Here is an 11,509-nt window from a genome sequence, read left to right as displayed (position 1 = left end):
GCGTTTGCCGATAAGAAAAGAGGGCGTGTAGCCCTCTTTTCTTTGTACGACCGATCAAACTACCGATATCAGGAAAACTTGCGCCCGCTCGCCACAAGCATGCCAGCCGCGCCATCCAGCCAGCCGCTTTTCAGCTCCAGCGCCAGAAAGCGCGAACGCTCGAATGGGCCGGGCATGACAAGATGCTGGGTTTGACCGGCAAAAAAGCCGAAGCGCTCATAATAGGGAGCATCACCCACCAGAAGAATGGCACCGTGGTCGCGCTTGGCAGCTTCACCGATGGCGGCGCGCATCAGGGCAGATCCGATGCCCTTGCCCTCATGGGCGCAGTCCACCGCAAGCGGCCCAAGCAGAAGGGCCGAAACCGGACGTCCCTCGCGCGTTACTCCAGCTTCGACATTCCACAGGCGGACGGTCCCGATCACGTGACCATCCTCATCGCGCGCAACCAGCGCCAGCCCTTCGGCAGGAACGCGCCCGGCGCGCAGCTTCTCGGATGATTTGCGGCGACGACCCGGGCCCATGACGCGGTCCAGCAGGTTCTCGCGGGCAACCACATCACCAGGATTTTCAGCTTCGATATGAAATGTCTGCGGCGTGAAAAATGCACGTACAGATTTGAGAACAGCGGCCATCCCGGCCTCCCGTCACCAAGCCGCCCACGAAAGCGGCACCCAAAAAAATGTTGAAACCGTTCCGGCCCGCTGAACCACGCCCTACCTCGGCTGGAAAGAGGTGCGGCAAGCAGGGTTTGCGCCAGGCATGGAAGACTTAAGCCGGAACGGGAGACGTCTGAAAATGCCGCCTGCCCTTAAAGACCGGCGGCACTCATTCAGATCACGTAGGACTTCAGCGGCTCGAAGCCGTTGAATGCGACCGCCGAATAGGTGGTCGTGTAAGCGCCCGTACCTTCGATCAGAACATCGTCGCCAATGGTCAGAGAGACCGGCAGCGGATACATGTTCTTCTCATAGAGCACGTCGGCGCTATCGCAGGTTGGACCCGCCAGAACGCAAAGCTCCATCGCATCTTCGTCCCGCTCGGTGCGGATCGGGTAGCGAATGGCCTCGTCCATGGTTTCGGCCAGGCCGCCGAACTTGCCGATGTCGAGGAACACCCAGCGATGGTTGTCATTGTCGGACTTGCGCGAAACCAGCACAACTTCCGCCTTGATGACACCAGCATTGCCGACCATGCCGCGACCCGGCTCGATGATGGTGCGTGGAATCTGGTTGCCGAAGTGCTTGCGCAGCGCCGTGTCGATGGCATGTCCATATTCTTCGGCAGCAGGCACATCGCGCAGATACTTCGTCGGGAAGCCACCGCCCATGTTGACCATCTGCAGGTGGATACCCTGCTTGGACAGCGAAGCGAATACGCGCTTTGCATCGCCAAGGGCAGCATCCCATGCGTCGAGGTTCATCATCTGCGAACCGACGTGGAATGAAACGCCGTAGGATTCCAGACCCATCTGATGGGCATAGACCAGAACATCGACAGCCATCTGCGGCACGCAACCGAACTTGCGCGACAGCGGCCATTCGGCGCCTTCGCCATCGGTCAGAACGCGGCAGAATACGCGAGCGCCCGGGGCTGCACGGGCAACCTTCTCGACTTCCTCATGGCTATCCACCGCGAAGAGATCGATGCCCAGCGCAAATGCGCGCGCAACATCGCGTTCCTTCTTGATGGTGTTGCCGTAGGAGATACGGTCAGAAGTCGCACCGGCATCGAGCGCCATCTGGATTTCAGCCACGGAGGCGCAATCGAAGCTGGAGCCCAGGCCGGCCAGCAGCTTGAGAATTTCAGGAGCAGGGTTTGCCTTCACGGCATAATAGATCGCACTGTTTGGCAGAGCGTGCCGGAACGCATGGAAATTATCGCGTACAACATCAAGGTCAACCACGAGGCAAGGGCCTTCTGGGCGGCGGGTCTTGATGAAGTCAATGATGCGTGCAGTCGTCATCGTTGTATTCCCTAAAATGTTCCGGCTCTGGAAAAATTCCAGAGGACAAAGGGCGCTCAAGATATGCAGAATGTTCCAGCCGGTGGAGACGCTGAATCAATAGCATACGCTCAAGGCGCAATTGTGAACAACGCCCTGCCAGGAGCATCATTCGGCTTTGTCTGCCATGGGATTGGAGGGAATCATACCCAACCGCACTTACGGCAATGATGGTGTGCCTCTTTAGTACCCCGGCTGATGGAAAGCCGGCAGAGAACCAGAAAGGCCCGCACCGTCGTTGCTTCATATGTCCTCGCATTTTCCGGTTGGCCGGAATAGCGACTGGAGGGGTTAATTCCAGGTACCTTACCGAACTCCTCACCACATCGAGGGTCGGCGGACACACATGGGCACGTGCGACTTTGGGCAACCGGGAGATAGGAATATTCGCTGTAACAATCAAGGGAATTTTTCATCACGATGCAGATTTTTTTGGCAGAATACTTTATCGCTGAACACTGGGGCTTGACCGTTCACAATTGTGAGCGAATTGGAGACTTTAATGGACACTCTCACCCGTATCCGGGCCTTTATTGATGTTGTCGAAGCGGAGGGTTTTTCGGCGGCCGCCCGCAAAACCGGGCGCTCCAAAGCGCTGCTGTCCAAATATGTGCGCGAGCTGGAAGACGATCTCGGCGCGCTGCTTCTCAACCGCACCACTCGGCAGTTTTCGCTGACCGAAGCGGGCCACACCTATTATCGCACCGCCGCCGATATCCTCAAGGAAATCGACAATCTGGCCGATCTGGTGCGCGAGAAAAATGCCGACCTGAAGGGCAAGCTGCGCATCTCCGTGCCGCGCACCTTCATCGATGCGGATATTGGCCAGAGCCTCATCGATTTCGCCAAGGAAAATCCCGATCTCGTGCTGGAAATCGTGGCCGAGGACCGATTCGTTGACCTCATCGAGGAAAGCTTCGATCTGGCCGTGCGCATCACCAAGCTTGAAGATTCGGGCATGATTGCCAAGAAGCTGGCGGATTTTCGCGTCTATGCGGTCGCAACACCCGCCTTCATGGAACGCTATGGCCCGCTCGACAGCCCGCAGGATCTTGGCCGGGTTCCCTGCATCGTGGATACGAATTCGCGCTTCCACAATCACATTCGCTATTTCGAACCCGGCGGCGGCACCAATTCAGTGGCCATCAACGGCCCGATTGAGGTCAACAGCCCGCAAGCCACCCTGCGTGCGGCCCGCACCAGTCTTGGCGTCGCCATCGTTCCCGATTTCATTGCCAAGCCCTACATTCTCTCAGGCGAACTTGTGACCCTGTTTGACGATTACATTTCCCGGGATCGCGGCATTTACGCTGTCTATCCGCACCGCCGTTATCTGCCCGCCAAGGTCAGAAGCTTTGTGGACTATCTGACCAACTGGTTTAAAACGCACGGCTGATTTCGGATCGAAAACAGCAAGGCCGAAATTCGGTCCCAATTTCCGCTAGAATCATAGAAACACCCCAGACAAGAGACAGACAGGCATCCATGAAAAAAGCGATCATATCACTGGCTGCATGCCTGCCCGTCTGTCTTGCGCCCTTGAGCGCCATGGCGCACCCGCATATCTTTGCCGAAGCCCGGATGGAAATTATCGAGGGTGCCGATGGCAATATCGCAGAGGTACGCAATGTCTGGCGCTTTGATGAGATGTTTTCCGCAAGTGTCGTGATGGATTACGACAAGAACAGCGACGCGAAGCTCGACAAGGAAGAGCTGGGCGAAATCGGCGCGACGGTTCACGAGTCGCTTGCCGAATTTTCCTACTACACCTTCATCACCGCAAACGGAAAACCGGTTGATTTCGGCAAGCCCGATACGATCCATGTGGATTACCAGAACAATCAGGTCCTGATGTTCTTTTCGGTCAAGCCAAAAGCACCCCTCCCTGTGAAGGGCGTCCTGACCTTCGGCGCATGGGACCCGACGCTCTACACGGCCATCGATTTCGCCAAGGACACCGACATCGTCGTGAAAGGCACGCATCTCAGCGCCTGCAAGCACAAGGTCGTGCGGCCGGACCCGGATGAGATCATCTCTCAGAACCAGAACAATCTGACCGACGCCTTCTTCAACGATCCGACGGGCACCGACATGACCAAGCTGTTTGCAACGCGACTGGAGCTGACATGCTGAGGAAGTGCGCCGGTTTCCTGATGGCCTCAGTGCTTGTGGTTGCGGCCGTCAGCGTGGCCCATGCGCAATCGCCGCTCGGCATCGGCTCGGCAGAGCCCTCCATCTCCATCGGCGGGCCGCTCGCGCCCCTCTTCCAGTGGATCAACGTTCACCAGCAGATGTTCTACCGCGCCCTCACAGGCGCGCTGCGCGCCATGCGGGAAGACCCGTGGGCGCTGACATCGCTGATCGGCCTCTCCTTTGCCTATGGCGTATTCCACGCCGCAGGCCCCGGCCACGGCAAGGCCGTCATCTCGTCCTATATGATTGCCAATGAGACGCAGCTAAAACGCGGCATCCTCATTTCCTTCGTCTCCGCTCTTCTGCAAGGCGGCGTTGCAATCGGCCTCGTCGGCGCGGCCTATCTGGTGCTGCGCGGCACCTCCATCACCATGACCAAGGCGACGCAGGCCATGGAGATCGCCAGCTTCGCCATGGTCGCCCTGTTCGGCGCATGGCTATTGTTTCGCAAGCTGCGCAGCCTCATGACAGGTCGGACAGCAGCTCCAGTCCTTGCCATCGAAACTGCAGGCCCCGCACCGACTATCGCGCTCGAAACAAGCAGCTTCTCCGCAAGCTCAGCCACCACCAGCACCGCCAGAAAGGGCATGGGCTCCGGCCTGCGCTTTCAGGGCCAGCCGGTCTTTGCCGATCACGACCAGAGCGGCACTGGCGAAATCTGCACCACCTGCGGCAATGCCCATGCGCCAGACCCCTCCATGCTGAGATCCAAAGATTTCAGCCTGCAGGAAGCATGGTCAGCCATCATCGCGGTCGGCCTTCGCCCCTGCTCCGGCGCCATCATCGTCATGAGCTTTTCAATCCTGAACGGCCTGCTGCTGGGCGGCGTCCTCTCGGTCATCGCCATGTCGCTCGGCACCGCCATCACCGTATCCCTGCTGGCCTGCCTTGCCGTCAAGGCCAAGGACATCGCGGTGCGCTTTGCCGGAACCGGCAGCCGCAAAGCCGCAGGCATCACCCACGCCATCGAAATCGCAGGCGCCGTCTTCGTGCTGTTGATGGGGCTTGGCTTGCTGGGGGCAGCACTGCAGGCGTGAAGCGAAAGTGGGGGCTGTGATAAGCAGTCGATTGATGAAAGAGATCGTAGTCACATCAAGCGCAATCGCCTGCGCAGCGGTGGGCTTTGTCCTGGGATTCGCTTTAATCAATCAATACGATTTATCTCTCGCGGCATATGGCCAATTTTGGTTTCTTGTAACCGCCTGCCTCAGTGCGGCTTTCGTCATCGGATTGATCAGTGAATATTTGGTCGGCAAATTTCGCACGCCATCGACGCCGCCGCAAACTGGAACACGAATCCAGAATTTTCGTGGGTCTATAGCGAAGCGTTTCAGAGGTGACCGGACAGATGAGGAATAATCAGCGTGCCGAAACTGGTTTTGCGGTGCTTGTCGCCATCGCTTCAATTATCGGTATGCTTTTTCTGACGGGTATCTGGGTCATCGTGGCGGTGGTGATCATCTTTGGCATGATCAAAGCCGCAGAATTATATTTAGAGTTCAGGTCGATTGACGGCGGCGCAGGCGGAAAGATTAGCCGAGCGCTCTTTCATGGCATCTTCTACGGCTTGTTTTTGGGATACATGCTGTAGATATCCTAGTGATTGCGCCGCTGATACCGCGCCCGCAGCCAGAAGATCAGGAAGAATGCGAGAACCGCAACCGTATCAAACGCGGCGGCGACCCAGACGGAATAGTGTTCCGCCAGCCACAGCGTCACGGTGGGCATGATGTAGAACAGGAAGCCGAAGCCGAGGACAATGGCGACGGCGGCGAGCGCTGCGGATGTGCTTTTGCCGTTCATGCGGATAGCCCTGCCCTGATATCTTCCAGCTTGCGGATTTGCAGACCGTCAGGTCCAAAATTGTCCGGCGAAAGCCATGTCTCGAAGGCCTCGCGCAGAAGCGGCCATTCAGCATCGATCATCGAGAACCACGCCGTATCGCGGTTTGCCCCTTTGGAAACCATGTGCTGGCGAAAGATGCCTTCGAACTGGAAGCCGTAACGCGCAGCCGTAGCCTTGGAGGCTTCGTTCTCACTGTGGCACTTCCACTCATAGCGGCGGTAGCCGAGATCATCGAACACATGGCGGGCCAAGAGATAATGCGCTTCGGTGGCAAGCGGCGAGCGCTTCATTGCCGCACCATGGGCAACGGAGCCGACTTCCACCACGCCGTATTTCGGCTCAGGCCGCATATAGCTCGCCATGCCCACGACATTGCCGCTGGCGTTTTCAATAAAGGTGAAGGTCACCCAGCCTGAACCGGCCTGTGCGGCATCCAGCCAGTCGCCAAAGGCGACGGCATCTGCAAAGCTGTCCTGCGGGAAATACTTCAGAAGATCATTGGTACCCGCGCCACCCAGCGCATCCCAGAGCCTGTCGAGATGCTGCGACCGGTCATACGGTGCGGCGGTTACGAAACGGCCCTTGAGCAGCACCGGCTTTGGTGGCGGACATCCTTTGAACTGGGCTAGATCGCGCATTCTGCTCCCCCGTAACATGACGGGAGAGACTTATGGCAGGCGGCGGGCAAAGACAACAGGAATTGGCGTACTTGCCCGCAGACGGCGTCACACCTTGGCGGCGGAAACCGTGGCTTCAATATGCTCCACCAGCGCATCCGGCAAGCCGAGACGACCCGCGAGAAGATCGAGATAGCCGCGCTCTGCCCGGCTGTCCGGCTCGATGGTCAGGCGAGACGCCGTATAGATCTCCACCTTCTGCTCTTCAGTCTGGGCCGCAGCCACCAGCGCATCGATATCGAGCGGATCGGCCAGTTCTTTCTCGATGAAGGCTTCCGCCTCGCGATCCAGTTCGGAAACCTGAAGCTTTTCCATGATGCGGGCGCGTTCCGCCGCATCGATATGGCCGTCAGCCTTGGCGGCGGCAATCATGGCCTGCACCAGTGTCAGCGCGAAGTTGTTAGAAAGCGTCGGTGATTGCGGGTGAAACGGCGAATCGACCGGTGGCGGCAAAAGCTCCTGAGTCGGCTGCGGCTGCGGCACGGATTTTGGCGCCTGACCGGACTGGTAATTCTTGTAGGCGAGATAACCAAGGCCCGCGATGGCCGCGATGCCGCCAACGGCTGCGGCATTGCCAGCCAGCTTGCGGCCGGTTTTGGTGCCGAAGAGAGCGGCGGCAATCGCGCCGGCTTTCATCGGGTTGTTCTTCGCGATTTGCGTGGCCTGTCCGGCCCGGTCCCGCACACTTCCCGACAGGCCCGGTACGTTGGAGCCCAAAAACTGGTCTAGAAGCTTCTTCGCGTCGAACATTCAAATCTCCTGCTGGGTTAACATCAACAGGAGATAGGAATTGCGAAGCGGAAAACAAATGGCAGCACCGTTCACGCCGTCGTGAACAAAACGCCTCAGCCGCGAAGGGCGAAAGCCTCAGCCGCCAGCTTGGTGATGCCATCCCAGTCACCGGCAGCAATCATTTCCTTCGGCGCAACCCAGGAACCGCCAACGCAGATGACGTTTGGCAGCGACAGATAATCCCTAGCATTTTTCAGCGAAATGCTGCCCGTGGGGCAGAACTTGATATCGGCCAACGGAGAAGACAGCGCCTTCAGGTAAGGCGCGCCACCGGCCTGTTCGGCGGGGAAGAATTTTAGAACCTTGTAGCCCTTGTCACGCAGATGCATGACTTCGCTGGCCGTTGCCGCACCCGGCAGAAGCGGAACCTTGGAGCCCTTGGCCGCTTCCAGAACGCTCTTGTTGACGCCGGGGCTGACGACGAAGGTCGAGCCCGCCTTCACGGCAGCATCGAAATCCTTGGAATTGAGAACGGTGCCCGCGCCCACATTGGCGCCTTCCACTTCATCGGCAACGGCGCGGATGGCGTCCAGTGCTGCCGGTGTGCGCATGGTGATTTCGATGGCACGCAGGCCACCCGCCACCAGTGCGCGGGCCAGCGGCACGGCAGAGGCTGCGTCTTCCACGATGAGGACAGGCACGACCGGCTGAAGTTGCAGGATGGAAATCAGCTTTTCGGAATCCTGGGCCATGGCAATGTCTCCTCATTGAATCGATTGAATTGGGGTCTAATTACCGCGCGGAACCGCGAGTGTCGAGGCAAAATGAAATATTTCGATTTGATTACTGTTTCATGACGCAAGCTTGCGCTACGGTGCCGCAAAACTGGACAGGTTGTTGAATGGCCAAAGAAATCGAACGCAAGTATCTTGTAACGGATGAGAGCTGGCGAGAGGAAATCGCGTCACGAACGCGCTTTCGACAAGGCTACATCGCCTCGCTGGAAGACCGCTCGGTGCGCGTCCGCATCATGGGCGATGAAGCGGCAAAGCTCACCATCAAGGTCGGCACCGGCGCTCTGATCCGCGACGAATATGAATATGACATTCCCGTGGCCGATGCCGAGGAGCTGTTGAAGTCCGTGCCCGGCTTCATCCTCGAAAAAATCCGCTACACGGTGGAGCATGAAGGCTTCACATGGGAAATCGATGTGTTCGATGGCCTTTATCGCGGCCTCATCGTGGCGGAGGTGGAGTTGCGTTCCGAAGCCGACCAGCCCGCTCTGCCCGCATGGGTCGGCCCTGAGGTCACCGGCGACCGACGCTTTTCAAACCAGCAACTGGCAACGGACGATCTCAGCACAGAGTTGAGCGATGTCATCAAGGATTGATCCGTCAAAACCCCTCAACAATGAAATCCAGCGCATCGGCACCCGGCTGATCGATGAGGCCATGGAAGCGCTCTCGCAGCAGCCCGATGGGCCTCATGCCGCCGTGCATGCAGCGCGCAAGAAATTCAAACGCCTTCGTGGCCTCTATCGCTTCGTGCAAAGCGCCGAGCCGAAATTCCGCAGCGAGGAAAACCGACGCTTCGGCGATATTGCACGCACCCTGTCGAAGGCCCGCGACGCCGCCGCATTGGTGGAAACGGTCGAATATTTGCAAGGTTTCGACCAATCGGAGGCAGGAAGCCACGCTCTCACGTCAGCCCATCACGCCCTGACCGAGCGGCGCGATGCCATGACCAGTGAGGATGGCGATCTACCCGCCCGCATCGAAGCCGCCTTGATCGAGTGCGAAAAGGGCAAGCATGCGCTTGAACAGCTCTCGCTGCCCAGCGGCGGCAAGACGACAGCGAAGCTCATCAGGAAAACATGGAGCAAGCAACGCAAGCGGGCGCTGGATGCTCTCAACCGCTGTCATGGCAGGCACGACCACGACATCCATGACGAGGACTTCCATGATCTGCGCAAGAGCGGCCAGGTCTACTGGATGCACTTGGCCCTGTTGCGAAAGCTCTGGCCATCGGCCATGCGCGCCAAGAAAATCGAGGCCAAAAATCTGGTCGATCTCCTCGGCTACGAGCATGACCTCTCCGTGCTGAAAGCCTTTGTCGAGCATGAACCGGAGCAGTTCGAGAGCGAAGATACACGCGCCGCGCTGCTTGAAACCGTCACCCACCGCCAGCAGACCCTGCGGGCCGAGTGCCTCGATCTGGCCGACCGGATCTTTGCCGAATCCGCCAAATCCGAAAGCGGCATCATCGGGCTTCTGTGGGAAGAGGCGGCACGGTAGGCTCAAGTGACGGAGTGACGCTCTACGTAGAGCAGTGCCATTATTTTCACCGATCTGGTAGCGCGATCATGCAAGTATTAAGTCCCGAAGAAGCTTTCCCCGAGTTAGGCACTGTAGCAAACCCCGCCGTAATCTATGATGGCAACGATGCTTTTGTTTGCTATGAAGCCTCAAACCGTGCGGGAGGCGGCAATGTTGTCATCAAATTCGGGGACGTTATCGATTTCCGGATAACGCCGGTAAACGTTGAGGGGCTGAAAGACTGCAGGTATCCGGTCGATCCATGGACCTTCAATGAAATTACGCAGGGGGCGGAAACCAGAGATTGGAAAGCCCTCAAACCGAGATTCTGGCTGATATCTTTTAACGACATTACGATCGAAGTTCTCTTCGAAACAGTCTCGCTCGTAAGTCGAGATGCAAAGGGTGGATCGCCACACACGACGTTAATTGGTACGCTGCTTGAATTAAACCGAGGCGGTTCTCGGCAAGTTTTGCAATAGGTACCGACTTCCTCCTTAAAGCTTTTCGACCATGCTGTGTCATCAGGGTCCAAGACACCAGGCCGTGTTTTGACAAAATTCAAAACTTCGCCGCAAGGCAGACCATGCGCGAAATATGATTGCGCAAAGCCGCATCTGGCTGTATTTCAGCCGCCATGACCGACACTTCGACCCTACCCAGCCCGCAAGCCGCGCAGCCAGCAGCGGCTGATTTTCTCGTGGCAGCGCTTTATCATTTTGCCCGCTTTCCGCGGTTTGAAAGCGTGCGCGAGCCGCTGTTTACGCTGTGCCAGGAAAATGGCGTCAAGGGCACGCTGCTTCTGGCCGCCGAAGGCATCAATGGCACCATTGCCGGAACGGATGCGGGCATTGCCACCGTGCTTGCCTATCTGCGCGCCCAGCCGGAATTTGCGGGCCTTGAGCACAAGGAAAGCCGCGCTTCCAAAATGCCTTTCGTGCGCATGAAGGTGAAGCTGAAGCAGGAAATCGTCACCATGGGCGTGCCGGATATCGATCCGAACCAGATCGTCGGCACCTATGTGGATCCGAAGGACTGGAACGCGCTGATTTCAGACCCGGACACGATCCTCATCGATACCCGCAATGATTACGAAACCGCCATCGGCATCTTCAAGGGAGCGGTCGATCCGCAGACCAAGACGTTCCGCGAGTTTCCCGGCTGGGTGAAGGACAATCCCGGCCTGCACAACAAGCCGAAGATCGCCATGTATTGCACCGGCGGCATCCGCTGCGAAAAGGCCACGGCCTTCATGAAGGATCAGGGCTTTGACGAGGTGTATCACCTCAAGGGCGGCATCCTGAAATATCTTGAGGAAGTGCCGCAGGAAGAGAGCCTGTGGGAAGGCGCCTGCTTCGTGTTCGACGAGCGCGTCTCTGTGGTTCACGGTCTGGCCGAAGGCGACCACAAGCTGTGCCACGCCTGCCGCAACCCCATCACGCCGGAAGTTCGCCTCTCTCCGAAGTTCGAGGAAGGCGTGTCCTGCCCAAGCTGCTACGACGACCGCTCGGAAGAAGACCGCGAACGCTTCCGCAACCGTCAGCGCCAGATTGATCTGGCAAAACAGCGCGGCGAGAAGCATATCGGTCGGTAGGGATGGGCTTTGGCGATGTGGTGCGGAGCCTATAGGCGCGCTGTACTCAGTGTAGTCACCGCCCCTTATGGATACGCACCGCCCTCTAAGCACTCTCAAACGTCATCCTCGGGCTTGACCCGAGGATCTAACCACGTTCGATGTTGGG

General features: G+C 58.1%; 15 protein-coding genes. 9 read left to right on the top strand and 6 right to left on the bottom strand.

The window, feature by feature from the left end:
- Window positions 1-68: 68 nt before the first annotated feature.
- Together IFT53_RS05345 and odc2 are read right to left on the bottom strand one after the other, a co-directional pair.
- Window positions 69-635, bottom strand: coding sequence for a GNAT family N-acetyltransferase (locus tag IFT53_RS05345; RefSeq protein ID WP_042617637.1), 567 nt, complete (start codon window positions 633-635; stop codon window positions 69-71).
- A 197-nt stretch (window positions 636-832) separates the two neighbouring features.
- On the bottom strand, window positions 833-1,966 hold the full coding sequence (gene odc2 / locus IFT53_RS05340) for an ornithine/lysine decarboxylase (protein ID WP_042617638.1): 1,134 nt from the start codon (window positions 1,964-1,966) through the stop codon (window positions 833-835).
- A 541-nt stretch (window positions 1,967-2,507) separates the two neighbouring features.
- Here odc2 and IFT53_RS05335 point away from each other — a divergent pair.
- The 5 genes from IFT53_RS05335 to IFT53_RS05315 all read left to right on the top strand — a co-directional run bounded on the left by IFT53_RS05335 (window position 2,508) and on the right by IFT53_RS05315 (window position 5,789).
- The gene (locus IFT53_RS05335) at window positions 2,508-3,401 is read left to right on the top strand and encodes a LysR family transcriptional regulator (RefSeq protein ID WP_192067077.1); all 894 of its coding nucleotides are present in this window, start codon (window positions 2,508-2,510) and stop codon (window positions 3,399-3,401) included.
- Between the two features lie 89 nt (window positions 3,402-3,490).
- Entirely contained in the window at window positions 3,491-4,138 is a 648-nt protein-coding gene (locus IFT53_RS05330) for a DUF1007 family protein (protein ID WP_192067075.1), read from the top strand.
- Window positions 4,132-5,235 carry a nickel/cobalt transporter gene (locus tag IFT53_RS05325; RefSeq protein ID WP_192067073.1) on the top strand — a complete coding sequence of 368 codons (1,104 nt, stop codon included), beginning with the start codon at window positions 4,132-4,134 and terminating at the stop codon, window positions 5,233-5,235. Before IFT53_RS05330 ends, IFT53_RS05325 begins: the two co-directional genes overlap by 7 nt.
- A gap of 34 nt (window positions 5,236-5,269) precedes the next feature.
- Window positions 5,270-5,557 carry a hypothetical protein gene (locus IFT53_RS05320; RefSeq protein ID WP_192067071.1) on the top strand — a complete coding sequence of 96 codons (288 nt, stop codon included), beginning with the start codon at window positions 5,270-5,272 and terminating at the stop codon, window positions 5,555-5,557.
- A complete protein-coding gene (locus IFT53_RS05315) occupies window positions 5,547-5,789 on the top strand; it encodes a hypothetical protein (protein WP_192067069.1) in 243 nt (80 codons plus the stop codon). Before IFT53_RS05320 ends, IFT53_RS05315 begins: the two co-directional genes overlap by 11 nt.
- Before the next feature lie 5 nt (window positions 5,790-5,794).
- Here IFT53_RS05315 and IFT53_RS05310 read toward each other — a convergent pair whose 3' ends face one another.
- From IFT53_RS05310 to IFT53_RS05295, 4 genes are all read right to left on the bottom strand, one after another.
- Complete coding sequence (locus IFT53_RS05310) at window positions 5,795-6,001, bottom strand: hypothetical protein (protein ID WP_192067068.1); 207 nt, start codon at window positions 5,999-6,001, stop codon at window positions 5,795-5,797.
- Window positions 5,998-6,681, bottom strand: a complete 684-nt coding sequence (locus tag IFT53_RS05305; protein ID WP_192067066.1) for a GNAT family N-acetyltransferase — start codon at window positions 6,679-6,681, stop codon at window positions 5,998-6,000. The genes IFT53_RS05310 and IFT53_RS05305 overlap by 4 nt, the downstream gene beginning before the upstream one ends.
- 87 nt (window positions 6,682-6,768) lie before the next feature.
- Window positions 6,769-7,470: a tellurite resistance TerB family protein gene (locus IFT53_RS05300; RefSeq protein WP_192067064.1), complete on the bottom strand. Its 702-nt coding sequence runs from the start codon at window positions 7,468-7,470 to the stop codon at window positions 6,769-6,771.
- Between the two features lie 95 nt (window positions 7,471-7,565).
- Complete coding sequence (locus IFT53_RS05295) at window positions 7,566-8,204, bottom strand: 2-dehydro-3-deoxy-phosphogluconate aldolase (protein ID WP_192067062.1); 639 nt, start codon at window positions 8,202-8,204, stop codon at window positions 7,566-7,568.
- A 149-nt stretch (window positions 8,205-8,353) separates the two neighbouring features.
- On the opposite strand from IFT53_RS05295, the gene IFT53_RS05290 reads away from it, so the two are divergent.
- From IFT53_RS05290 to trhO, 4 genes are all read left to right on the top strand, one after another.
- A complete protein-coding gene (locus IFT53_RS05290; protein WP_042617646.1) occupies window positions 8,354-8,842 on the top strand; it encodes a CYTH domain-containing protein in 489 nt (162 codons plus the stop codon).
- A complete protein-coding gene (locus tag IFT53_RS05285) occupies window positions 8,826-9,746 on the top strand; it encodes a CHAD domain-containing protein (protein ID WP_192067061.1) in 921 nt (306 codons plus the stop codon). Before IFT53_RS05290 ends, IFT53_RS05285 begins: the two co-directional genes overlap by 17 nt.
- A 14-nt stretch (window positions 9,747-9,760) precedes the next feature.
- Window positions 9,761-10,249, top strand: a complete 489-nt coding sequence (locus IFT53_RS05280; protein WP_342365837.1) for a hypothetical protein — start codon at window positions 9,761-9,763, stop codon at window positions 10,247-10,249.
- 155 nt (window positions 10,250-10,404) lie between these two features.
- Window positions 10,405-11,361 (top strand): oxygen-dependent tRNA uridine(34) hydroxylase TrhO, encoded by a 957-nt coding sequence (gene trhO / locus IFT53_RS05275; RefSeq protein WP_192067191.1) that lies wholly within the window; start codon window positions 10,405-10,407, stop codon window positions 11,359-11,361.
- The last annotated feature ends 148 nt before the right edge of the window (window positions 11,362-11,509 follow it).

Origin of the sequence: Rhizobium sp. CFBP 13644 (assembly GCF_014842165.1) — a bacterium.
GTDB lineage: Bacteria > Pseudomonadota > Alphaproteobacteria > Rhizobiales > Rhizobiaceae > Agrobacterium > Agrobacterium tumefaciens_C.
The sequence above is the reverse complement of the archived record's forward strand: the minus strand, read 5'-3'. Positions and strand labels throughout refer to the sequence as shown.